The sequence below is a fragment of the Xenorhabdus yunnanensis genome, assembly GCF_028598805.1.
In the GTDB taxonomy this organism is placed as follows: Bacteria; Pseudomonadota; Gammaproteobacteria; order Enterobacterales; family Enterobacteriaceae; genus Xenorhabdus; species Xenorhabdus yunnanensis.
Map to the genome: position 1 here is coordinate 1 of NZ_JAQRFI010000056.1, position 23,534 is coordinate 23,534.

Sequence of the window (23,534 nt, forward strand, 5' to 3'; positions counted from 1 at the left end):
CGAATCTGCCGATGTTTACTCTATTAACGTAAAGTGATCATTCAACAAATCCAAGCTGGTTGACAAGGCAGGGTAATAATGTAAAACCAGTTGACGCAAAAATACTACTTCTGCCCCACATTCCACACCGAATCCTCCGGCATCTGGACGCGGACAGAAACAGACCGACCGGCAGGGATATCAATCAAATCACCGTCAGCGTAACCGCTCCGTATATTTCGGGCGAATTCTGGTGCGTTTGGGTGCTCACGGTGGTAGGTCATCAATTTGATGGCACCATCCGGCAGCACTTTGTAATCCACCCAAATCAACGGCAATTTATTTTTGCACATCGGTATTTCGACCCCGCCATCGACCCCGCCCCATGCTGCATCGGCATTGAATCCCAGCACGCTTTTGATGAGATAAACGCCCTCGGACAAACGCTCAACCACTGCCCCCTCGGATTCGTCATTGGTGGTAAATGTACCATCGGGGTAGATTTGGATGACGGGTGAGGCTGTTTTTAGATAGCCACCGACTACGGTGGTGTTCTTGTCAGTCCAGACATTATAGACATGCGCAGCACCATCATTACCGCCTGCAAATCTGATACCCGCACCATTGTAAGCGATCGAAATATTACCCCACGTGTCGCGGGTTCTCATTTTCAAGCTGCTGCCATATACGTGGGTGTAAATACATCCATCATCATCATTTCGATATATTTCACTGATATATTCATCCCTGAACCAACGAAGGACACTCGAAGAGTTGTGCTGGATAACTCGCCCTCCTCCACCGAACCCGTAATCCCCCACCCGCATTGCATTCCCCAGTCCGATATTCCGCACAAATTCCGTTTTATCCTGAATATCCGCCCCGTTCCTTGACCTCATGAGCACAGACTGGCGCAGTAGATTGATATCCCGTGTCAGGGCAATAATCGATTGCAATGCCACAGTCCGGCCATTAGGCAAGGTCACGTCAACCGTGCCATACTGCGTCATCCATGCATCCATGTTCTGGAGGAAATTGAGTGTGTAGCTGTAAATCGCCATCATGTGCCGGACGCCATCGGAAACGGAATCAGGCACCGTGGTCTGAATCTGGTATTTCACGTTATTCAGGGTGGTTTTGGCTGTATCGGCCAGTACCAGTTCGGTATCGGAGTTCACCGCCTGAATCATGTGGATAAAATTGTTGTTACCGGACTGAATTAACATCATCTGTCCGGGTGCAACGCCGTTAATGTTTGATTTAAATTTTGTGCCCGTTCCCCGGACAATCGCCGAGCCGGACGTAGTGAGAATTGTGCCTTGTGAATAGTACATGATAGGTTCCTGAGAAATTAGAAGTTAAAATAACTGGCAGCGTCTAAAATAAGAATGGGTTGTTTTGTGGTGTAGTTGGTCGTCCCCCACTGGCTCGCTTTCCAGAGTGAGCGTTTGCCGGAGCCCACAAATAATGCCCCCTCCCCGTTACTGGTCAGTGATAAATCCCGGCTGTAGGCGGTGTTCCCTTCCATCCACAGATGATGCCCTATCCACGCGGGAACTAACATCGGGTATCGGATGCCTGCGGTGGGGATGATATCGCCCAGTTTTCTGTTGCTGACATTCAAACTCACGGGCTTGGTCAGCACCCCGACACCAGAGTTAAAGGTAATGACGCCATCCTTGTTTCTGAGTCTGAGTCCATACCCCGGTCCATTGAGCCGTTCCTTGACGCCGATGTCAGAAAAGACCACGACCCGATACCACCCCGCCCGTCCCCCTTCGTCGTGTCTGTTGCAACTGGTGTAATAGCTTTCCCGGTGAACCAGCATGCACGCCGGGTCTTCATTATAAAAAAACATCAGACAATTACTGTAATTGAAGCGGGGGTCTATTGACGCCGGATCAAATCGGCCTTGTATATACACGCGGGCTTTATGGGAAACGTAACCAAATCCGGCAGGCGGGACGCTGTTATTAAAATTACTGTTGTTTAATATTTTCAATCCCGCCTGACCGCCCGATGTCAGCGGGTACGCGATAATTTTTATCAGCTCCGTGAGCCAGTTATCGAAAATATTATCTAATATCAGTCCATCAACGATAACGCTGGCCCCATTCTGAGAGAACCGAATCCGCTCAGAAAACCCCGTTAACCTGAATCCATTTCCTGAGCGATCCTGGTGAAATTCTGTGAATCCGATGGGATAGACATGCGCCTGATAGCCCGCCGGGATTTTGATTTGACACTCCCATTCATGACGCCGCCAGTCAGTCGGACTTTTATGCATGCCCGGCGTATTTTTGGCGACAAAATCAGTCCATACCAGACTGGCAGGGGTTGTTCTCTCATTAAAAATAAAACTCGTTCCGTCCGCCTGATTGGTAATCTTTAACCCGTACCCGCTCATAAAAATACCCCAAACTCAATGATGGCTATACCGTTGCTGTCAAATAAATACATGCCCGTATCTCTGTATTGGGTGCGATAACCATTGCCTGAACCGTTTATCTCAAGGTGTCCGGTTTTGGCATCAATCCGAAAACCCCGCTGGTTGGGGATATAGTTTGTGGACTTGATATCAATGCCCACCAATAATTTCTGAATGTTGGCCATATCAATAAAGGCGTCACGGATAAATAACTGGCCGTTTTTCGCCATCATAAACGGCTCCATCTTTCCGCTGGCCGGATTAAACCAGCCGAAGTTCTCGGCATTGAAGCCAACATGGGTACTGACCTTGCCATTTTTCACCTCAGCCCCAATCACCATCCCGGCTTTATAGAATCGGTTTTTGTACTTCACGCCAGAGCCAATCTCTTTGATGGCATAACCGTTCCCGTCGATATCAAAGACCGCGGTCGCTTTCTCTTCAATCGCGGCGGCATTCTCCCCGACATCGGCTTGAATTTTTTCCATCTTCTCAGCGAAAACCTTGCGGTCACTTATCTGGGTGGTTTTCACCTCCAGTATCTCCGCCCGCATATTGCCATTTTCCGCCAGTTGACGCCGGACAACGGCCCCTGTCAGCGCCGCATTTTCCATGATGGCTTCATTGGCAAAATCGATATCAGACTGCAACCGCTTTCCGGCTTCGGCGGTGAGGAACGCATTACCGGTTGCCTCCACTATCCAGCTGGTGTCTGTTGAGGACTCACCCCGGATAAACTCTGTCCACGGGGACTGATTACCGGATTTGTCCACCAGCCGCGCCCGGAAGTAGAAGGCAACGCCAGCCGCCAGTCCCTGCATTGTGTGCGTTCGCTGGGGATAAGGAATGTCCGCCAGCAACATTAATCCCTCACCATCATGGGTATGACTGTACTGGATTTCGGTTTTCAGTGTGTCGTCGGTCTGGGGCGCAAATCCCCAGTCTAACTGGATACCGAAGATAATCGGGGTGGTCTTGAAGCCTAAAGGTGTCGGCGGGTTGCCCTGTTTACCCGTGATATTCACCTCCTCAGAAGAGACGAATAAGCTGGGTATATCAAAGGAATTTATAGCCTTGATACGCGTCTGATATCTTCCTGAATAGGCGTTGGGTATCTCAAAACCCAAAGAAGCGGAGCGGGGAATGGAAATCCAGTTGCCGCTGTCTCTGCGCCATTCGCCCACATAGGCAATCGCGCCCTCCGCCGCCTCCCACGAGATCCGTACAGTGGTGGTAAATATCCCCTGCTGAACGAATGAGAATCCCGTGATATTGACTGAGGACGGTGGCGGCTGAACACTTGCGGGGATGACAGAAATAGGGCGTTCGTCAATTCGTGCGCCTGTGTCGACACGGGCGTACTTGTCAGGATCATGATAAATTCCGTTGATTTCGAATGTGCCATCGTTGTTGTCTTTGATGCCGACGACGCGATATTGTTGAATGAATAAATCATTGGCATCCACAGCCCAGCCTGATTCCGCTCTCGGCGCTTCACTGTACGGCGTTGTGACCGTCACAATATTGCTGTTAATTGCCTGTATGGTTCTGCCCTGTGACACACCAGAGGGCAAATTAACCAACAATCGGTCACCCGCCTTGGCTTCGGGTTTACGGTCCAGGGTGATATTACGATCATTAACCGACTGAATGCGTCCCCCCATAACACGCCCGGCTCTGTTCTTGTGAGCCACGCCAATTATTTGACCGGGCAGGGGAATTTGACCATCCAGCCCCACACGGAATGAAATCATTGCGTCGCGTGAATTGGTCAGGATCGCCCATTTGCCCCGGCGTTGCGCCTCACTCTGGCGCGTACAGCCAATGGCGGCGATGTCGATTTGATTGATACCATAGCGCCGTATTAAGTTATCATCCGAAACGACTTCAACCTCATCATTGTAATGGTTGTCTGGATTTGACCAGCTCACCATGGCAACCGTGCTGCGGTTACGTTCACTGCCACCGCTGTAGATGAAATCGCCATTGATAACACTGGCCTGAGTAAAGATATATTTAATGTCGTCCGGCATGTCCGCCATTGCAACGAACTGATTGGCTCCCCAGTAAACTGAACCACGAAATATCGCGCCAATGTCGGTCAGTACCTTATGCGCCTCTTCGCGTGACTGGATATAGACGTCACAGGTAAATCGCGGTTCCATACCGCTTCCCCCTTTTCCATCGGGGACGGGCTGATCGCAATATTGCGCCACGCGGTACAACTCAGCTTCATCGATCTGTGTCTTGTCGATTTTGTCACCGAGTCCGCACAGATCATTCAGTAACAGGTCATACAGCACCCACGCCGGGTTATTGCTGTGCGCCCATTTAAACGTTCCGTTCCAAAGGCCGCTGTAAGTGCGATTAACCGGGTCGTAATTAGATGGCACACGAATGATGCGCCCCTTTGGTTTACATGAAATCAGGGGCGTATTGCCATTGAACAACCTTGCGTCGAATTCAACATACAGCAGCGCGGTATTAGGATAGCGTAACTTGGCGTCAATAATTTCGGTGAACGCCATGAGGTTCATTTTATCGATGATCCGCTCACTGGTACTGTTTGCTGTTTTTCTGACAACGCGAACCGTCCAGCCTGTTTTTGCATCAGGCAGGTTGATGCGATATGAGCGTTCATACAATGTGGTGGTTTTAGCATCGATATGGGTATCAAAAATAGTCTGGTAGCTACCGCCATCGGTCGATAATTCAATGGCAAAATCAATGCGATACCCCACCGTGTCCCCGTTATCTTTTTGCATTTTCAATGCAGGCCAGCCGAGCCGGACACGAACCGCAGACAACTTGGTATTGGAAATGTATTTTGTCCAAGGCACCGCGGCTTTTATTTCTGTGCCAAGACGAATTTCATTCTCAGCGGCAGGCATGCCCTTGATATAGTTCTGGTGCTGAGTGCCGGGGCGAAATTCCCATTTAATGCCCTCAAAATTCATTGTCCCGTTGTCGTTCTGCAAGGGTGTGTTGTCCAGATAGATATCTTTTGCAGTCAGATCATTGACGAATTCCCCCTCACCCAATGCCACCAAGACTTTAGCCGTTGCGGTCGATTGGATATTGTCAGGCATTTCGTAAGGTGTGTGTCCACCGCCCCCACCGCCTTTGGCGCCCTCAATAATATGCACTGTCATTATTCGCCTCTGAAATAAAAAAACCGCATTTAGCGGCTTTGATTAGCGTGCTTACGCTGCTTCTCAATCTGCTCTGTTTGATACTGATCTTCGGTGTAGACGCCAGCGGAAATGATTGCTCCCCCGATCTCGCGCGTCCCATACAGAATGGGAACCGGGTTCCCCTGCGCTATCGTATTGACAGGACCACCAAAGGCGTAGCTGGGTTTATTTTCCGGGGATTCGCGCATCCCCAATCCCGGTGGCTGAGGGGCCAGCATTTGAGAGACGCCCCCCATGGCCATTGATGCCCCTGACGCACCGACAAATAATGCTGTCGAGGCAGTCCAGCCCAACGGGTTCCACCATGCGATAGCAATCAGGGCAACACCCAAGACGACGTTGAACAGTCCAGCCCGCTTGCTACCTGTGATCACGGGCATAATATGGATATCATCGCTCCCCTTGGTCATGTCCAGCTCGTCTTTGTTGTGGCTTCTGCCCCCTACAATGATCGAAAATGTGAACCCCTGTTGATGGGCGCTAAGCATGAACGCGTCGAAGCCAATAACGAGTTTACTCATGGCTCTGATCGCGTGCAGGGCATCTCTGGCGGCGTATTCAAAGGTGGGGCTGAACTTGGCAGCAAGGACGCCATGCAGTCGGATTGTACGAAGTGGGGGATCGGTATAAGTCATATTTCACCTATAAAAAACCCTCCGAAGAGGGTTTGGTTATTCATCTGATTCGTAACAGTATTCGTACCATTCCTTATCAAAGTTAAGGTACCAAGATGGATACTCTACACCTTCTATGATGGGGATTTTATCGACAGTAACGAAGACCTTCCAACCGACATATGCGCCGAATCCGTTTTTAGCATTCACCTTGCCGCAAACAACATTAAAGCGCTTTTTACTGACATATAAGTCTTTAAACAATACTGATGTCGGGTCTTTTACGTCATCAGAAACCACTGATTCTGCAATCTTTTTCTTATAGAGTCCGTACAGTCCATTTCGACTGAATATGTCTAGCACGCTGGATACTATCAAAATAGCGATTATTGAAATAATCACGTATTTTATTTTTTTCATTATAGTTTCTCTGGTTAGTTAAAAATCACATGTCATCTATTACATATCAGAGAAGCTTATCTGGCAAGCAACCCGCCATACCTGACCATTCTAATTGTGCGATCTTTCCAGTATCCGCCATAAGGGACTTTTTGACTCAACTGCCCATACAGATGATGCAGCAATAAATTACCTTCCAGTAAAATTCCGGCATGGTTAACAACATCAGCCTGAACCTGCATCAGCACCACATCACCCACCTGTGGATTACCTGTTATTTCAGTAAAACCGGCGTTCTCAAAATTCTCTATATAGAAGTTCTCGCCTTGCTCCCACCAAGGATAATTGACCCGGTAGTCGGGCAGTTCAATGCCGTATTGTTGGCGGTAATAGCTCATGATGAGGCCGTAACAATCGTAGACGCCCAACACGAACGGGCGACCCACCAGCGGCAGTTCACCACGCGGATAGATTGTTCTTAAATCACCTTCCGGGTAACTCACAATATGCCAGGGTAATTCGGTGAAGTCGCATTGCGCCTCATCCAGATCGCTGGGCTGAGTGGTCGCATCCGAGTGACTGTGAACGATGCCGGTAATGGTTCCCCATATCGAGGCTTCCAGATAGTCGCCGGGGTCTAACTGAAACTGTTCAGAAGGGTTGGGGGATAAATTCTTACAGGGCAGGTATTTTTCTACGCGACCTTTCTGTGCTATCACGCCGCAACATTCATTCGGGTATTCCCGTTTAGCGTGCTCGAATATTGCCACCAGTGTCTTATCACGCATGATTATCTCCTGATAAGAGACGAGGCAGGAAAGCCACCAAATGGCAGGTCATTATCCTCTCCGTGGCGCAACTTACAGGCAATCACGGTTCCGGGACACCCGTCTTTACTCGGGTCATCCGTCGGGTTGTTATCGGTATCAAAATATTTTGTTCCGGCGTAGTCGCAACCCTTGCCTGTTTTGTACCAACCGCGGGCACACCATGTGCACACACCGTGAATTTGCCGGGTGGGGATGATTAGGCCGTCCAGTGACGCCGGGCTTGCCAGCTCAAAAACCACGGTCGTATCCGTTTCGGATATTTTCCTGTTCACGTAAAACATGAGCTTGCGTTCTTGCAGCGGATCAGCGGCAGGGTTACCCTCAGGGAAGTTTTTGGCATCCAGATAATGGGCAAAGGTATCGTGAATGGTCACTTTCGCTTGCAACATGTCATCAAATTGCAAGCATAGCGCGGTGACCGTCCCCTCAACGTTGGCGACGGATAAGCGAGGACGGGCAGCTTGCCCATCCGTGGACATCCCCAACTCCTCTACTTGGACAGGCCACGGCTTATATTCCACGCCCTGCCACCAGAGGGATTTTGGCTGCGGCTGGCTGCCTTTCTCCTCTGCGGCTTCAATCTCTTCGGGTGTCACGGGCATGCCATGCGCATGAAAACGGAGCACATCGGCACCGAATTTTGTTCCATCAATCTCATAGAACCGGACAATATTCCCGGTGTCCAGTTTTTGCACGTCAGCAGTAAACATAATTGCTCCTATGGCGCGTGTGCCTCAATGAATTCGGTTGAGATGGTATAGGTTTTGTAGTCAATAGCCTGATATTTATAGCTTTCGCACCGGAACAACCCCTTATTCGTCAACGGAGGGGTCCAGATGAATGACTGATGCCCTGCATGTCGGTCAAGAAATGCGATAATTTCAGCGATGTATTTTTCATTGCCGACAAAATCAACGCTCCATCTCATCGATTTGGGATTAATCCCCGCGCCAGAGACCTGTTCATAACCATCCCCGAACTTGGCCTTTCGGATAGCAAATTCAACATTGGAACTGGCATTCACTCGTGGCAGCCATTTAAACGTTTCCATTATCGTCCCCTTATCGCTTTGTTGATTGCGCCGCCTTGCCGCAAATCTCTGTCACGTTCGGCGTAATAAACTTGGGCTACAGCCTGCGCGAATCGCCGCCCGAATGCTTCGTTGTCGCCGTTTGTTGAGGAACTTTCTGTTTTTCCGTCCGTGATGTAGACATTGATATTGGTATTATCCTTACCCCCCAGTCCCTTTGGGGTAATCGCCCGCACCCCCAGCGAACCATCAGCACCACGCGTCAGCGGCATAATGGCTTCTGGTCCCGCCTCCCCCATCAATCCTGCGCCTTTAGCGAAAGCAAACAGCGTCGGGCTGCTGACAATCTGCCCGCTGTACTGACTCAGGTTTGCTGAGGTATAAACGCCGCCCTTGGCGTTCTTGGTGAACATGGAAGCAAAACCACTGAACATCCCACCACCGCCGCCCATCGAACCCATGCCTTTCATAATGGTATTGGTGATCAGTGCCTGTGCTGCCATCTTAACCAGACTCTTAATCACGTCCTGAGCCAGAGACGCGAACAACTCTGACATTCCCTCTCTGAGGGATTTGGTTCCAGTCAGCAGTCCGGTGATCATGTTGCCCATCCGCTCTTGCGTGGTCTCAAACATCGTCACCGCGAGTGACTGCAAATCGCCCTGACTTGCAAACAACTGCTTGGCCGCCTCAAATCGCTTGGTATCGGTGTCGCGTTCAGCGGCGAGAATCAGCTCATTTTTGCGCTGTTCACTGATAACCGTTGAATCAGCATAGGACTGATAAAGTGCCTTTTTGCGTTCAAGCTGGTTTTCCAAGTCCTGCACAGGATCAATATCCCCCAGCAGGTCTTTATCAGCTGATACCGCGTACTGCTGGCTGGCGTCCGCATTACCCCTGACTTCGTCTTTCCATATCTCACCTTTTCGGTAGGTGTACTCGGCGGGTGATTCAATCTGACCATTGGCCTTCTGCCGTTTTAGCTGCTCTGTCGCTTCCTTGGTTCTTTTGGCAACATTGCGGAACGGGTCAGCTTCTATGGCAGCCTGTAAGTCCTGATAACGCTGTTTGGTCTCTTCCAGTCTCTGGTTGAGCTGATTCAGGTGGCTGTTCTGCTCCTTGGTGAACTTAGTCACGTCACCCTGAGCCGCTGCGAACCGCTCAGCCGCCGCATTACCTTCTTGATAGCGAACGGCTTCGGTTGCCAACTGGGTGTTCAGCTCCGCTATTTTATTCCGGTAGTTCTCCTGCGCGCTCGCGGCTTCACGGGCGGCTTTTGCCGCTGCACTGGTCGCCTCTCTCTGCTTCTCCAGATTTTGCCACGCCGCTACAGTATCGGTGATAAATTTTTGGCGGTTATCCTTGTGCTCTGCACCAGTTAATCCCTCACTATCCGCCGCAAATTCGGCCTGTTTTCTGATCTTAGCTTCGCCTTGCAGGGTGGAAAGTTCACGATCACGGGCCACCTTGTTCAATGCTGCCTGTTGCTTATCATTCAGGGCGGCCTGAGGAATGGGCATCGGAATAGTGACATTTTTTAAATCGCGCTCCTTCAGCAATCGGTTACCCAATGTCATCAGGCGGTTGAATTCGCTGTACTCCCCGTTCATCATCAACAGAGAGTGGCGCATGGCATCTTGCTTTTCCTTTTCTTGCCGGATCAGCTCAATGCGGCGCTGTTCCGCCTGCTCCAGAACCTGCCGAATTTCACCGGCCTTTTCCTGCATCGTGTTTAGGCGGGATTGTTCAACCGTCAGTTCTCCAGTTGCCTGTTCTAACCCCTTAACCAACTCAACATCTTGAATACCGCCCAAAAATTGTTTGTAATCAGGATTACTGCGAGACTGATTTAATGTCTCTATTCTATGCTTTAACTCATTAACTTTCTTAGACTGTTCATCAATCAGGCGGTTTTGTTCATCCAGAGCCTTTTGGGCTTCCTTTTCACTATCTGCCACCTCCGGCAAACTCATTTTGGGGATTTTTTGCGGGATTTCGTTAATGGTGCGGGCGTACTCCTGCGCGGCCTGTCGGGCCTGTAGCGTATTCTGGTACGAAGTGTACCACGCCGCCGCCCCCAGCATTACCAGACCGGGAATCCCCCCCACCAGTCCCAGCATGCCCCCCATCATGCGGGACCCCACCGACGTGACACCATTCAGTCGATTCTGGGCCGCCGTTCTGGCATCAATATTTTGTTTGAGCCGGGCTTGCGTCTGTGCCAGCCGGGCTTCGGCCTGCGCCTGCTTGTCCGTGTTTTTGGCGGCGATAAGTGCCTGTTGTGCCCGATAAACCGCGGCTCGTGCCCGTGCGGTGGCAATTTGCGTGCCGCGTACCTGCGATTCTGCGAGAGCCACCTCAGCGCGGTAAGTTTCTAAAATCCGTCCGGTGGCTGTCACCGCTCCGGTGACCATCCCGCCAAAGAAACGCGCTGCCCCGACCGCCACCAGCACGCCGCCGACGGTGGCCACGGTATCCATATTTTTTGCCACCCCATCCAGTACACCGGACAAGGTGGCCGTCGCCGAGGTTGTCCGGTTGGCTTCCCCCACCCATTGCTGAAAGGCATTCATAACACGGGTTGAAGCCGCGCTGACGCTGTTCGGCATGGTGTCATATTCTTTGCGCAGGGTGTCCAGTTGCCCGATCAGCGCCGGGACAATTTTCGGTGTCGTCAGCTCACCCGCATCCGCCAGTTGTTTCAGGTCTTTCTGCGCCACCCCCAGCCCATCAGACAGGGCTTTCATGATCCGCTGCCCGGACTGCGCCACCGAGTTAAAGTCCTGCCCCCGGAGCACGCCGCGCCCCAGTGCCTGTGATAGCTGAACAATAAGCGAAGAGGTTTCTTCGGCCGATGCGCCGGACACTTGTAAACCGGTTGCCAGCGCATCCGTCAGGGACAGAATATCTTGGGTCGAATAACCGTATTCACGCAGGGAACCAGCCACGCGAGAGAACAGTCCCGCGTTGGACTCAAAGGTCGAGCCGGTGTACTGGCTGATACGCAAGAGTTCTTGCTGGGTGTTTTTGAAATCCTCTGTAGATGTCGTGGCTAATTTGATGCGGGCATTCAGGGAATTGTAGTTGTCCGCCATGCTGATCAGGCGGCCTGTGGCAAACAGCCCGGCAAACGCGCCCGCCAGTCCTTTCGCCGTGTCCCTGGCGGAAATCAACTGGTTATTCAGTTCCCGTATCGCCTGCTGACTGTGGCGACTGGCGGCCGCGGCCTGCTTACCGCCCTTTTCCATCACCCGGTAATAATCCGCCCCCATCCGTGAGGCGCGGGCAATCTCAGCCTGAAACGAACTGGAGTTTGCCGAAATTTTAATAATCAATTCACGCAATTTTGCCATCAGACATTACTCAAGACAGGTTAGATAAAAAGGCTTCCAGCCCGGAGTCATCGTTATCCTCCGGGGTATCCGGCTCACCCCATTGCAGTAAGGCGTCGTGAATGCCGACCTTACCCCCTTGCGACTGGTACACGGCGGCGGCGATTTGGGCGGACTGTATGTCACCACGCCGATCCCCCAGCGGGCTGACCCGGTCATATGCCAGCCAGCACAGAAACTCACTGGCACTCATGTCCCGTTGCAGTTCATGCAGGGTCTTGCCGAGCCGCAGCGCCAGTGTCATCAGGAAGAAAGTGGCGGGTTCCCTGACTTTTTTTCTGCGTCCGCCTGTGACGTCATCAATTCCAGTGCGTGATGCAGCAGGCGGGAATGGATCGGGCCATAAATCCCCGCCACGGTGTCCGCATCCGCCGCCGTGAAGACCGGTTCGCCGTGCTCATCCCGCAGCACGTCGATAAACAGCACCACGTCGCCACGGATATTACGGCGGGTCTTCTCCGCCACCGAGAGAGCCTGCTCTTCCTCTTCCTGCGGTGACAGAATGTCCTGCCAGAGTGCCCACGCCCCCGCCGACGGTTCGCGCAGGGTGACCGTGACCCCGCCCCACTCCGGGACGATGACGGTTTTACGACGAAAACCCGCATTCGGGGCCAGTGCCAGCGCCCGTAAATCTTTCTTTGCCTTTGCCATGTGATTTATCCTTGTGAAGTGTCTTTAGTTAACGCAGCCGCTTGCTTGAGGGGAACAGGCTTGCCTTTCAGTCGCAGGGTGAAAGAGGCTGTCACCAGTCCACTGGCGGTCACGCTCCACGAGTTCTGCCGCACCTCCGCCAGAAAGGCGTACCCGTTGCCCGTGGGGAACTCCACCTTAAAGGCATGCAATTCATCGGTATCATAGGCATGGCGCAAGGTATCCTGCCCTGCCTCCTCGGCTGACCAGTTACCGGACAGCGTAATTTCGCCCGGTGCGGCAAGACCATTGGTCATTTCCTGTTCAGTCGAACACAGGGTGGTCACTTCAATGTCACTCTTCTGACCGCCCGTATAGCTGAGTTCCTTGGTGGTGCAGTCAATCGCCTGCCAGACTGCCTCCTTGGGGTTGGCCTCTTTGGCCGCCGTGGCCGAAATGCTGACTTTCGTACCCTGGGCTTTTTCGTACTTACTGCTCATGGGAGATTCTCCAGAAATAAAAAAACCGTCCGCAGACGGTCGGGGGAAAAGGGTTTGTTACTGCCAGACTTGGCATTCCAGTGTGGCGCGGTACAGCCCCGTGTCAGACTCGTAGCTGTTAGTTTCACTCAGTTGGGTCGGTTTAAGCGGCATAAGGGCTATTCTGGCCTTATCCCGTATCTCCCGTGCCGGATCAATGTTCAGAGCGTAGACATCAATTTGCAGGGTGTTCAGTTGACCGGCCTGCCCGTTCAGCACATCCTGATCAATGCTGTAGAGCGAAAAAACACACCACGGGGCTGTGACTGATTGTTTCTTTGGGGGCTGTGGCACAACATAGGGGAAAACTTTACCCGGCAGTATCGGTTTCAGCAGCAGAGAGATATCGGCCTCAGTCATTTCGATAGCACCTCATCAATGGCCTGATTCAGCCGTTTCAGGGCAAACTTTGCCGCCTCGTCGGATTTGGCATCAAAGGCCGGGCGTGCAAACGGCCTCGGGGCCAGCTTTGACGTGCCGTACTCCAGAAAACGCCAGTAGTACGCGTTACGCGGGTCGTTCTTCTTCATTTTGGGGTCGCTGTTCGTGCCTTTGGCATTCGATCCCCGGACATACACCCCCGCCAACACGTCACCGTTGCGGCTCTTGCGGTTGGACGCCACAATGTTTCGGCTCAGTTTGCCCGTGCGTTTCGGCGCTTTCACTCTGGCCTCATCCCGCAATACCGAGGCGGCGGCATAAGTGGCCTGCCGCGAGACCTTGTTATTTTCGGCCTTGCTCAGTATTTCCAAATCCCGCGCAATCTCCTGTAACCCGGAGAAGTCCAGATCAGTGACTATCATGATCTCACCCCCTGCTTGCACAGCAGTTCAAGTTGGGTACATTTCCCATCAGGAATGACGGCCTGAATATCGTACACCTGCCCCTTGAATACCAGACGTGACGCACTGGTGACATCCGACCGGTAGCGCAGCCAGATACGTATGGTCGCTTCGGACAGCGCCGCCCCGGAGGCCAGTAATTCCCGTCCGCTGATGTATTTCACCTCCGCCCAGACCGTGGCGGTATCCTGCCATTCCTCCATTAGCTGACCGGAAGGCAATTCAATCGGGGTAAAGTTCTGTAGCGTGATGCGGTGTCTCATTTTTCCAATGTGCATTTACCCTCCTTACAAACCGTAAATGCGGTAAGGTTGCAGTAACGCCGCGACTGAAAATGGCAGGGAAGACACGGATTGCCCCACCGACGCGGCACTCCGGTTTTCATACCATTGGGCAATCAGCAACAACATGGCGGCCTGCACATCGGCGGTTAACAATAAGTGATCGGGATCATCGGCATACCCTTTCGCTTCTTTATCGGGATACAGTGAGCGTCGGGTGTAGTTTTCGACATATTTCACCGACGCACCAATATAGGTATTGAGCAAGTCATCATCGTCATGGAAATCTGACTCAATTTTGCAATGTTGCTTAACCAAATCCAGAGAAAGCATTATTCCTCCTTACTTTCACCCTTATCTTTCAGCTCCGTTGGCTCCGTTGGCTCCGTTGGCTCCGTTGGCTCCGTCAGAGTGTGCGTCTCGGCTGTCTCGGCGGCATAGCCTTTTTGGATTAATTCGCGCCCGTGTTGCTCAAAAGTATCAATGACATGGCCTTCTGTGATCACCTGTCCCCCAAAATAAATCGCTCTCAGTACGGTCAGTTTCATGCGGTGCTCCAATAAAAAAGCGACCGGTTAAGGCCGCCTTGCGTGGATGTGGGATTATTCGCCGGATTTGGGCACGGTAAAATCACCGTACACAAAGGCTTCGGGACGTTTGACCGCGAGGGCGAGACGCTCCTCACAACGAAGGGAGATCATGTTTTTCTCGAAGTCGTCGGTGTTCTCGGTCGAAATCACCACATTGGTTTCTTCGCGGTCAAAGATTTGCGCTCCGGCATTGAATGCCCCGGTCAGGAACTTGCCCCTGAACGCCGCCGCTTCTGTCGCCACGACGGGCAAGCCCCACAGCGTAGGACCGATTAATCCGGCGGGGTTCCCCAGAATGTAACGGCCTAATGAATCCTTAGCGAGTTCAATACTCGCCCAGTCAATAAAGTGCAGAACATGCGCCGACGCCGGGAAACGAGCCAGTTGGGCCTGCAACATCGCCAGACGCAGATCATCAATGCCGTTTTGCTTATCGACCTTGAATTCCGCCTTAAACTTCGACGCCTGCGGAATGATGCCGTGCAGGTGTGCACCGGAGCCGTCACCGAACAAAATTTCCTGCTCTTCGACAAATTTCAGGCCGTAGCGCATTTCCGCATCCACCAGGGACTGCAATTGGGCGAAGTCGTCCAGAATTTGCTTTGACGCCTTGAACATATGCGCCACGGTGGTCACGGCCGTGATTTTGGTCGCGAACTGGATATCACTGTACGGCTTGGCGGTATTTTCCGGCACCACTGCCGCCTTGTTGGTAAATCCGGTTTGCTGCACCCAGAAGATGGCGGATGAGGTGGTCTTGCCCGGTGCGATCAGATCACGGATAAACAGGCGCTGCTTGGGTGCCACATCCACACCCGGCAAACGTTGCGGTTCAACGACGCCCTCAGCGACACCGGAAGACGTCAGCGCGGCCTGTACCGGAACGGAAATGCGTTTGCTGGCCGGAATACTGGCGTTGATATCTTTCAGCGCCTCGGCAGAAATGAGTTGCTGACCGATGGTCTTCGCCGCCTGAACGGCATTTTGCAGCGGCATTTGCGCCACATGTTGCTCCAGTTCACCGAGAGACGCTTTCAGGGTCTTTTCAGATTCGCGCAGGGCGTTCAGTTCGGTCGCCATTTTATCGACCGCCGCTTTGGTTTCCGCACTTAATCCGCCCACTTTTTTGGCTTCATTCAGCGCTTCTTCCGCTTTGGCATTAAATTTGCCGTTCGCCTCTTCGATTTTGGCGGACAGGCCTTTCAGTAATTCGTTGGTGTCGGACATGGGTTACTCCGGTTATAGGTGTGCCGGGGCAAAGGCATTCACGGCCTGTTGCAGCTCGGCTAAGGTTTCAGGATTAATTTCAGGGGTTGCGCCCGGCGCACTCCCGGTTAAGGATTTAATTAATTTTCGCCGCTCTGAGCGGGGCGTATTGGCCTTGGTCAGCAGGGCATCCACTTTACGTAAAGCCGCAGAGTAACTTTCCTCCCCCGTTTCAATGGCCTCGGCCGACATCAGGCTGTCCGCGAACCCTTTTTCAATGGCGTCATTCGCCCCGATATAGGTTTCGTTGTCCATCATCTGGACAATGGTGTCTTCGTCCAGACCGCTACGGGCAACATAAATCTCTTTCATCGACGCATCAAACGGCGCTAAATCGGCGGACAGTTTGGCGAAATCGTGACGGTTACCGATGCCGACAGCCCAGCAGTTGTGGATCATCAGGAACGCCCCGCGCCCCATCTGGATTTCATCGCCGGCCATCGCAATAATGGAGGCGGCTGAGGCGGCGATGCCCAACACTTTGACCGTGACCTTGCCTTCGTAGGCGCGTAACACGTTGTAGATGGCGAGACCTTCGAACATATCCCCGCCGGGACTGTTAATATTGACCATCACATCCCCGCCACCGAGAGAGCCCAGCGCCGCAGAGATGCGTTTTGCTGTCACCCCTTCACCCCAGAAGTCTTCACCGATCACGTCGAGGACAGAGATCGTGTTATCGGTACTGGCGGCTTTGATGCCACTGTGCCAGCTATCCAGCGCTTTCGGTTTCAGTTCATAGGAAATCGACGCACAGGGGCGCCCCTCCGGCGCGACCGGCAGTTGTTTTTTACTCATCAATAATTACTCCTCAGATTGAGGCGGTGATAGGTTTTGTGTCGTGTTGCGGATCAGTGCGTCTTTTTCGGGAAATAACCAATCCGCGATTTGCGCCCTGAGCTTTTCGGATTCAATGCCGTTACCCGCTTTACCGAGTTGCTCAATCGGGGTCAGGTTAAGCTGCACGGTGTGGATATCCCCGCCGTCAATCGGGGGCAGGTTTTCCAGTCGCCTGACATCATTGCGGCTCATCCAGCCATTTTGCAAAGCCGTGGTGTAGTAAGCCGAGCGTCCGGCGCTGTCTGCACGGAGCAGGCCTTCCACCGAGAACTCGCCATAGAAATCTTCATCGTCATTGAGCAGACAACGGCTGATTTCCTGCTCGATATTGATCAGTAACGGGCGCAGGGTATTGGTCAGGAACTGCATATTCATCCCTTCCACACTGGCGCCCCAGCTACTTTGTTTGGTGATGTGACCCACCATAAACGGCGGCACCCGGAACCAGCGACAAATCTCCTCCGTGCTAAAAGTGCGGCTCTCCAGCATCTGGGCGGCTTCGGGATTCATGGTCACATTCTGATAGGACAGGTCATTTTCTAACACCATGAGTTTGCCGGCATTTTTTGAACCGGCGAAGTGCTGTAAATTCTTTCTCAGCCGCTCACGCTGATCCTTGTCGAGGGCGGTCTTGGCGGACAGGAATCCGGTGCTTTGCAGGCCGTTTTCAAAAATCTTGCCCGCCGCCTCATCAATGGACATCGCGGTTCCGAACACATCCTTGCCCACCCGAACCGGGATCAGGCCACTGACCCCATCCAGCCCAAATCCCCGAATATGCATCATGTGCTTAAGGGGAATGGCTCGCTTTTTCCCTTTGAGTTCCGTGTAGGTGTATTCCAGCTGTCCGTTATCCAGCCGTTTGACCACCATGTTTTGAGGCAGCAACGGCAGCAGAGCAACTAGTTTTGAGCCGATATACCGCTTTTCAATAAAGGCATTCCCCCGCAGGCAGAGACTGGCGACCACCATCAGCATAAAGCGCGACGGGGTCATTTCGGCATTGGGTTGCCGGCATAAAACACGGTAAACCGGATGGTCTTTGGCTAACTCCCGCGAACTATCCGGTTGGGTGCGGTAAATCTTTAACGGCAGCGTCGAAATGGATTCACTCAATAACCGGACGCACGCCCAGACCGCCGAAAGTTGCATGGCTTTGTCTGCCGTCACCACTTTGCCACTGCTGCTGGTGCCCTGCCATTCCTGCCAGAATGTCCCGGTCGTCAGACTAATGGGGACGCCCAGCCAGTTCAGCAAGGCCGACTTGATGCGCCCGGGTTGTTTTTCTGTTTTCATCTAAATCCCCACAATAATCGGGTCATCAAAAAAGCCTTCCAGATCGCCCGTCCCCACCACTTCCCCGCTGGCGGCCCCGACCGCCATCGCAAAGGCGACCATGCCATCCATGCGCCCGGTTGATTTGTCTTTCGCCAGCTTGCGGTTGGAGGCGGCATCTTTCACAGTCACGGCATTGGCGGCACACATGTTCATCACCGGGTGGTTGCCATGATTGACCTGCCCGTTCAGTAACAACTGCTCCATTTTATCCAGCGCAGGTGCCATGTCTTTATAACCCTGCCCGAATTCCTCGAGGGGCAGTGTCAGGCCGATGCTCTCAGCCGCTTTTTTAAAAAACTCCATGCGCCAACGGTCAAAAGTGAGCACCTCAATCTCAAAGTCGCTGAGGATGTCCGCGATATCTTTCACCACGAAGTCATAATCCACCATCGACCCCGGCGTGGTGCGCAGGAAGCCCTGTTTTTCCCACAGGTCATACGGCACCCTGTCCGTTTTCGCCCGGTCAAGCAGAGTCTTTTTCGGTGTCCAGAAATACGGGTGCACATTCCATTGTTCATCTTCCGACTGCCCGATGATCACCAGCGCCGTCAGGTCTTTGGATTCGGACAAGTCCAGCCCGGCATAACAACGGCCCACAATGGGTTGTAACGGTTTCGCCCCGGCTTCCCAGACGTTACGTGAGATAAAGGGGGCACTCATGGAGACCCGCTGGTTCAGGTTCAGGTTACGGAACATGTTTTCCTGACTCGGCATGCGGGAAGCCATTTCTGCCAGCCGCTGCATGTCTTTTAAGGAACGAAAGTTACCCAGTGCGGGGTTGGCGGCTTGCCACGCGGCGGGATCAAGGATATCGGCGTCCTTATCGGCCTCATACACATGGGACACAATATGCGGGTCCTGCGAATTCTTCGCATCGTCCAGCCAGAGGCTGAGCAGGTCGGCATCATTGGCGGCCTGCGTACTGATAGCAATCAACAGGGGGGCTTTGTGCGCCCCCTGCGAGGTAATGATGGCATCGATAAAATCACTGCGCGGCCCCACTATCTGCCCCACTTCATCCAGAATCGCCAGTACCGGGGACAACCCGTGCGTGGTTTTGCCCTCTGCCGCCAGCGCCTTGTATTCCACGTTGCGGGGCTTGCCGACCAGCTTCTTGCCACTGGGGATAATGTGGACGATTTCCTGCAACCGGGGGTTCAGGTTTACCATCTTCACCGCCAGACTGAACACAATGCCCGCCTGCTCACGGCTCATGGCCCCGCTGACAATCTGGGTATTCTGGAGCGCTTCGGGTCCCACCAGATGCGCCAGCAAAATCCCGGCAATCAGTCCGGTCTTGCCGTTTTTGCGGGCGATGCTCAGATAGGCTTTGTCGGTGCCCACCGGATTATCGTAGGTCTCCAGCAAGAACCGCTTTTGGAAGTCATCCAACCGCATAGGCTGACCAATCAGCTCCCCTTCGGGCACAATACAAAAGCGTTCAATAAACGCAATCACACGTTCACCGCGTGTCATGAGGTCTCCTTAGTGTACGGGGGGTGCCAGCAAATCGTCATCTTCCATGTCATTGCGTACCCGGCGCGCCTCAGCATCATTCTGATTCTTGTTGCGCTGGTCACGGCTTTCTCCGTTCGTGGCACGTGAATGGATTTGCAAGCCGGAGCGCTGGGCAATAATCACGCGGGTTAATTCCAGCTTGTACTTGCGGTTTTCTTTGATCGCCTTCTCGTCACGCGTCTCGGCATAATCCGACTCCAGTTTGCGCAGGTAGTGACTGACTGCCATCAGGGCATATTGGTTATTCGCCAGACTGACCACCTCGATCAGGTCGGACGGCGTCCACAGATTGAGGGCTTTCGTGCGAATGTTATCGTTGTAGAAGTCGATGGCCTCCGGCATTAACCCGGCGTGAGCTGGGGGTTCGATGGTGTCCTGAAAGGCGTTGACAATCGCCTGCATTTTGCCTTTGAGACTGTCAGAACGCGTACGCTTTGTCATTGACAGCCTCCTTTCGGTGTCAAGCTATTTAGGTCTTTTTTTATTAAAAAACTGCGTTAGCGTTATCTTTGAGGGATGGCACCGGTCTTCTGGGGAATGGTTCTGAACTTTTATCATACCCCTCCACAATCATTACAGATGAAACCATTCCCATTTGCAATCAGTCCGTTTCGCACCGTGACAGTTTCAACCTTGTCCCCAGTGGCCTTTCACCTGCTGCTCTGCCCCGATATAGCCCAAGGCCATCAGCGCCTCGCCGCCGGGGTACTCGTCAATGAGTTGACGTATCACGTTAAGGCAATGGTCAAGGTTAGTTTGTTGCTGTTCGTCGTCGGTCATCTTAATGATTCCAGTGTGAGTTCGGGTCAAGAGGCATGCCATTCATATCACAGCCGGTTCCCCGGCCGCTCTTCTCCATCCGTTGCTTGGTGGCGTTATGATGGGTTTCGCATAAGGGCTGCCAGTTCTTGGTATCCCAGAATAACTTTTGGGCGAGGGCTATCTGTGCCTTGTCGCCAGAGTTCAGTGCCGCTTTCAGCTTATGCGGGACAATGTGATCAACGACCGTCGCGCCAGTCACTCGCCCTTGCTGGTGACACATCACACACAGGGGATGTTGTTGCAGGAACCGGAGCCGGGGTTTGTTCCATTTGCTGCCATAGATGCGGGGTTGGGGCATAGCATCACCACGCCCCACGATAGAGGGCAGCATGATACAGTGGCCCGCCGGGACGCAGGGTCTTGTCCAGTTCTTCACGGACTATCTGGCGAATGTGATCGTCGTCGTGGGCCTTGATTATCTTCGCTGCATTAATGATGGCCTCTTTCTCGTGAATGCCTGCTGCTACTTGGTAAATCATCTCTGCATTTTCTACCATAGCTTCGGCGCTCTTCTCTACCGCCAGTTCCATACCTGCAGGATAGGTCTTGCTCGTCTGTTCCTTTTCTGCTTTCTGTTTGAATGCATTATGAATAACGAGCGTCGCAGGAGCGCTGAGAATGCTATTGGAGCCGCCACTAATTAGTTTGAGTCCGCCATTCTTACCGTAAAACGCTGTGTACCCAGCGGCTTTTATCGAAGTGCTACCATCTTCATTAATTCGAATTTCCATCGTGTTTTACCCCCGTTCAGAATAATTAACTGGTTCGGTTTATATAACCCCGTACTTTTTTAGTCGGGACTCTATAAAATTCTGCATAAGTCACGCGTCACCGCCCTAAATATGGATAATGTCCGATAATCGGACTTTGGTTATCTGACTACATGGCTATCACCACTCTGTGAATCATGATGGCAATGTAAGCCGTCTCTCCGGCTGTCACATCACTTCGTCTGCCTACAGCGGATGTTGCTGATAATGATCCGTCCTACACGGTGGCATGGGTTATTTTTGATTCTGTCTGTACGCTCGATGCTAAGGTTCATGTCTCAGCTAATACCGGCAGACGGCGATAACCCGGCGCGATGAAAATAAAAATGCCACCCGCCCGTGTGCGTTGGGTACGCGGTGAGAACGGGATGGCAGCATGGGTTATTCCGGTAACCACTCATAGAATGGGTATAGGAATAAAAAAAGCCCCTAATTACTCAGAGACTCATTGACACTACCCCTAACATACTCCTGCAAGCCCAGCATCATTTGCTCTGAGGTGGCAATTCAGAATGTTGCTGGTTTAGCCACAGCACGAACCCAGCACATCAGGCCTTTTTGCAGGTCGGTGCGGCCTTCGTTTAGCCAACGCATATCAATTTGATGACTGCCCGTTTGTGCGTTGGTAACCACAAGATAGTCATAGAGCTTGCCTAGTTCCTCGCCAAGCGCTTTAATCTTATTCATGCGATCAATTTCATCTTGGCTCAATTCACGGTAGCCAGTGATTTTACGGTGTTGATTTTCCATTATTTCCTCTGCATTCAGTATTCACGTAATCCCTCAATCCGAGGAACTGGCTTTCGAGGGTTTCAAGTTCTCCGAGGAGACGTACATAATCTTGTTCAGCGTCTTTCTCCAGTCTGGCGGGTCTTGAACTATCCACGCCGGAGGGGGCAGCGGTTTCACGCACGGGGCATTCGGCTTTGACGAACACGCGCTGAGTGTTAGTGCGCAAATCGTCACTGAGCTGATCAATCTTAGATTTAGCATTAGCGAGTACCTTAAGACGTTTAGCATCCTGTTCATGCAGCATATCAATGTGCCTGTTCTGGTAGTTGATAGCGTCAGTCAGTTGCTGGATTTCGGTTGCTTGGTCGCCGTTGATTCTCTTTTGCTCTTTATAACCAGAGCGGTATAGATGAGCCGCAACAGAAACAAAAATTACCGTGGCAATTAGAGCCATGATCATATAGCGGGCTAATTTGAGATTCATAGCAACAATGCCCCTATGAACAGAAACCAACCCCATCCATCGCGGCTACCAATAGCCAGAATGAATGCACATAGAAACAGCATCACCGCCACTAAATGATTATTCATCCAACCCCCAGCATGTTAATTCTGATTCCTGAGCACGCCGCTCTACCTGACCGTAACAGCCGTTCGATTGGCCTTTGGTCTGTCGGCAATCTCGGCCACCGTCAAATATCCAGCGCTGGATTTCTGCACATGCCCCTTTCTTGTCCCCGGCATTCAACTTACGGTAGAACGTGGAAGAAAAGCATTTACCGGGACCAATGTTGTACGGGCAGAAACTGGCAATACCGGCTATCTGGGGTTCGGTCAGTGAAACTTTGACATTGCGCCTTACCCATACAATGGCTTGCTCGGCTTCTTTGGCATTGAGTCCACTACATTGATTTGTCGTTAACTTCATTCCCTGACGAACCGGAGCGCCATCAATGCGAGTTACCCCGCGGCAGATAGTCCAGATGCTGCCAGCGTCCTGATAGGCAGACAGTCGGTTACCTTCTTTTTCATCCAGAAACTGAGAGAGGACAACCGAAGCACCTGCACCGGAAAGCACCAGACCGATAACAGCCGCCGTTAACTTACTCGTCTTTTTCACGTCTGTTGAACTCCCGGTGTTTGTAGTACCAGTTCACGGCGAATGTACCGACCGTGCAGATAATACCGACGACAATTGCCCAGTCGTTCAATGACCAGGCACCGAAAATAGCTGTAAAGGTGCCCCACGCATACGCGGTAGGGCTGGTGTATTTATCCATACGCATAATCCACCCCATCTGAACAATGGGCGTCCGTGGGGTGAACGATGGTCGCCCCTGTTAGTGAGTATTTGTTTGGTCTAATGTGAAAAACTTAACACCCTGCGTTTTATCTTCTTGCAGGATGGCATGTTTTATTCTTTTCAGGGCAATGCGGGAAATCAATTCGGGTATTGACTCTTGGGTACAATACGCTATTGCACCCGCATTCTTTGAGACA

General features: G+C 52.3%; 30 protein-coding genes and 1 pseudogene. 1 reads left to right on the plus strand and 30 read right to left on the minus strand.

What is annotated here, in order from left to right:
• Nucleotides 1-104: 104 nt before the first annotated feature.
• The 4 genes from PSI23_RS17620 to PSI23_RS23680 are packed head-to-tail and all read right to left on the minus strand — an operon-like array spanning nt 105 to nt 5,981.
• A complete protein-coding gene (locus tag PSI23_RS17620) occupies nt 105-1,313 on the minus strand; it encodes a phage tail fiber protein (RefSeq protein ID WP_273556298.1) in 1,209 nt (402 codons plus the stop codon).
• 17 nt (nt 1,314-1,330) lie between these two features.
• Nucleotides 1,331-2,386, minus strand: coding sequence for a hypothetical protein (locus PSI23_RS17625; RefSeq protein ID WP_273556299.1), 1,056 nt, complete (start codon nt 2,384-2,386; stop codon nt 1,331-1,333).
• The gene (locus PSI23_RS17630) at nt 2,383-5,559 is read right to left on the minus strand and encodes a TipJ family phage tail tip protein (protein WP_273556300.1); all 3,177 of its coding nucleotides are present in this window, start codon (nt 5,557-5,559) and stop codon (nt 2,383-2,385) included. Before PSI23_RS17630 ends, PSI23_RS17625 begins: the two co-directional genes overlap by 4 nt.
• A 29-nt stretch (nt 5,560-5,588) precedes the next feature.
• A complete protein-coding gene (locus PSI23_RS23680; protein WP_306309622.1) occupies nt 5,589-5,981 on the minus strand; it encodes a tail assembly protein in 393 nt (130 codons plus the stop codon).
• Between the two features lie 3 nt (nt 5,982-5,984).
• Between PSI23_RS23680 and PSI23_RS23685 the strand changes: the two genes are divergently transcribed.
• Nucleotides 5,985-6,284, plus strand: a complete 300-nt coding sequence (locus PSI23_RS23685; protein ID WP_306309623.1) for a hypothetical protein — start codon at nt 5,985-5,987, stop codon at nt 6,282-6,284.
• On the opposite strand, the gene PSI23_RS17640 is transcribed toward PSI23_RS23685, so the two are convergent.
• From PSI23_RS17640 to PSI23_RS17765, 26 genes and pseudogenes are all read right to left on the minus strand, one after another.
• Nucleotides 6,273-6,635, minus strand: a complete 363-nt coding sequence (locus PSI23_RS17640) for a hypothetical protein (RefSeq protein WP_273556302.1) — start codon at nt 6,633-6,635, stop codon at nt 6,273-6,275. The genes PSI23_RS23685 and PSI23_RS17640 overlap by 12 nt on opposite strands.
• Nucleotides 6,636-6,691: 56 nt before the next feature.
• Nucleotides 6,692-7,402 carry a C40 family peptidase gene (locus PSI23_RS17645; RefSeq protein WP_273556303.1) on the minus strand — a complete coding sequence of 237 codons (711 nt, stop codon included), beginning with the start codon at nt 7,400-7,402 and terminating at the stop codon, nt 6,692-6,694.
• A 2-nt stretch (nt 7,403-7,404) separates the two neighbouring features.
• A complete protein-coding gene (locus PSI23_RS17650; protein WP_373567351.1) occupies nt 7,405-8,157 on the minus strand; it encodes a phage minor tail protein L in 753 nt (250 codons plus the stop codon).
• 5 nt (nt 8,158-8,162) lie between these two features.
• A complete protein-coding gene (locus PSI23_RS17655) occupies nt 8,163-8,495 on the minus strand; it encodes a phage tail protein (RefSeq protein ID WP_273556305.1) in 333 nt (110 codons plus the stop codon).
• Nucleotides 8,495-11,083, minus strand: coding sequence for a phage tail tape measure protein (locus PSI23_RS17660; RefSeq protein WP_444876160.1), 2,589 nt, complete (start codon nt 11,081-11,083; stop codon nt 8,495-8,497). The genes PSI23_RS17655 and PSI23_RS17660 overlap by 1 nt, the downstream gene beginning before the upstream one ends.
• Nucleotides 11,072-11,827, minus strand: a pseudogene (locus tag PSI23_RS17665) (tape measure protein); the annotation flags it as partial. The gene PSI23_RS17660 and the pseudogene PSI23_RS17665, both read right to left, overlap by 12 nt.
• 10 nt (nt 11,828-11,837) lie before the next feature.
• Nucleotides 11,838-12,110 carry a phage tail assembly protein T gene (locus PSI23_RS17670; protein ID WP_273556306.1) on the minus strand — a complete coding sequence of 91 codons (273 nt, stop codon included), beginning with the start codon at nt 12,108-12,110 and terminating at the stop codon, nt 11,838-11,840.
• On the minus strand, nt 12,110-12,517 hold the full coding sequence (locus PSI23_RS17675) for a phage tail assembly chaperone (protein ID WP_273556307.1): 408 nt from the start codon (nt 12,515-12,517) through the stop codon (nt 12,110-12,112). Before PSI23_RS17675 ends, PSI23_RS17670 begins: the two co-directional genes overlap by 1 nt.
• A 5-nt stretch (nt 12,518-12,522) precedes the next feature.
• Nucleotides 12,523-12,996 carry a phage tail tube protein gene (locus PSI23_RS17680; protein WP_273556308.1) on the minus strand — a complete coding sequence of 158 codons (474 nt, stop codon included), beginning with the start codon at nt 12,994-12,996 and terminating at the stop codon, nt 12,523-12,525.
• 57 nt (nt 12,997-13,053) lie between these two features.
• Complete coding sequence (locus PSI23_RS17685; RefSeq protein WP_273556309.1) at nt 13,054-13,395, minus strand: hypothetical protein; 342 nt, start codon at nt 13,393-13,395, stop codon at nt 13,054-13,056.
• A complete protein-coding gene (locus PSI23_RS17690; protein ID WP_273556310.1) occupies nt 13,392-13,838 on the minus strand; it encodes an HK97-gp10 family putative phage morphogenesis protein in 447 nt (148 codons plus the stop codon). The genes PSI23_RS17685 and PSI23_RS17690 overlap by 4 nt, the downstream gene beginning before the upstream one ends.
• Complete coding sequence (locus tag PSI23_RS17695; RefSeq protein WP_273556311.1) at nt 13,835-14,155, minus strand: phage head closure protein; 321 nt, start codon at nt 14,153-14,155, stop codon at nt 13,835-13,837. The genes PSI23_RS17690 and PSI23_RS17695 overlap by 4 nt, the downstream gene beginning before the upstream one ends.
• Before the next feature lie 9 nt (nt 14,156-14,164).
• Entirely contained in the window at nt 14,165-14,491 is a 327-nt protein-coding gene (locus tag PSI23_RS17700) for a head-tail connector protein (RefSeq protein ID WP_273556312.1), read from the minus strand.
• Entirely contained in the window at nt 14,491-14,706 is a 216-nt protein-coding gene (locus PSI23_RS17705; protein ID WP_273556313.1) for a DUF7210 family protein, read from the minus strand. The genes PSI23_RS17700 and PSI23_RS17705 overlap by 1 nt, the downstream gene beginning before the upstream one ends.
• A 54-nt stretch (nt 14,707-14,760) precedes the next feature.
• A complete protein-coding gene (locus PSI23_RS17710) occupies nt 14,761-15,975 on the minus strand; it encodes a phage major capsid protein (RefSeq protein WP_273556314.1) in 1,215 nt (404 codons plus the stop codon).
• Nucleotides 15,976-15,987: 12 nt separating this feature from the next.
• A complete protein-coding gene (locus PSI23_RS17715; protein ID WP_273556315.1) occupies nt 15,988-16,812 on the minus strand; it encodes a head maturation protease, ClpP-related in 825 nt (274 codons plus the stop codon).
• Nucleotides 16,813-16,818: 6 nt separating this feature from the next.
• Nucleotides 16,819-18,150, minus strand: a complete 1,332-nt coding sequence (locus tag PSI23_RS17720) for a phage portal protein (protein WP_273556316.1) — start codon at nt 18,148-18,150, stop codon at nt 16,819-16,821.
• Entirely contained in the window at nt 18,151-19,668 is a 1,518-nt protein-coding gene (locus PSI23_RS17725; protein WP_273556317.1) for a terminase large subunit, read from the minus strand.
• Between the two features lie 9 nt (nt 19,669-19,677).
• Nucleotides 19,678-20,151, minus strand: coding sequence for a phage terminase small subunit, hendrixvirinae-type (locus PSI23_RS17730; RefSeq protein ID WP_273556318.1), 474 nt, complete (start codon nt 20,149-20,151; stop codon nt 19,678-19,680).
• A 186-nt stretch (nt 20,152-20,337) separates the two neighbouring features.
• Nucleotides 20,338-20,520: a hypothetical protein gene (locus PSI23_RS17735; RefSeq protein ID WP_273556319.1), complete on the minus strand. Its 183-nt coding sequence runs from the start codon at nt 20,518-20,520 to the stop codon at nt 20,338-20,340.
• Nucleotides 20,492-20,863, minus strand: a complete 372-nt coding sequence (locus tag PSI23_RS17740) for an HNH endonuclease signature motif containing protein (protein ID WP_373567350.1) — start codon at nt 20,861-20,863, stop codon at nt 20,492-20,494. The genes PSI23_RS17735 and PSI23_RS17740 overlap by 29 nt, the downstream gene beginning before the upstream one ends.
• A complete protein-coding gene (locus PSI23_RS17745) occupies nt 20,835-21,263 on the minus strand; it encodes a hypothetical protein (RefSeq protein ID WP_273556320.1) in 429 nt (142 codons plus the stop codon). The genes PSI23_RS17740 and PSI23_RS17745 overlap by 29 nt, the downstream gene beginning before the upstream one ends.
• Nucleotides 21,264-21,809: 546 nt before the next feature.
• Nucleotides 21,810-22,052: an Acb2/Tad1 domain-containing protein gene (locus tag PSI23_RS17750; protein ID WP_273556321.1), complete on the minus strand. Its 243-nt coding sequence runs from the start codon at nt 22,050-22,052 to the stop codon at nt 21,810-21,812.
• Nucleotides 22,033-22,518: a lysis protein gene (locus tag PSI23_RS17755; protein WP_273556322.1), complete on the minus strand. Its 486-nt coding sequence runs from the start codon at nt 22,516-22,518 to the stop codon at nt 22,033-22,035. Before PSI23_RS17755 ends, PSI23_RS17750 begins: the two co-directional genes overlap by 20 nt.
• 99 nt (nt 22,519-22,617) lie before the next feature.
• Nucleotides 22,618-23,154 (minus strand): lysozyme, encoded by a 537-nt coding sequence (locus PSI23_RS17760; RefSeq protein ID WP_273556323.1) that lies wholly within the window; start codon nt 23,152-23,154, stop codon nt 22,618-22,620.
• Entirely contained in the window at nt 23,138-23,320 is a 183-nt protein-coding gene (locus PSI23_RS17765; RefSeq protein ID WP_273556324.1) for a phage holin family protein, read from the minus strand. Before PSI23_RS17765 ends, PSI23_RS17760 begins: the two co-directional genes overlap by 17 nt.
• Nucleotides 23,321-23,534 lie beyond the last annotated feature (214 nt).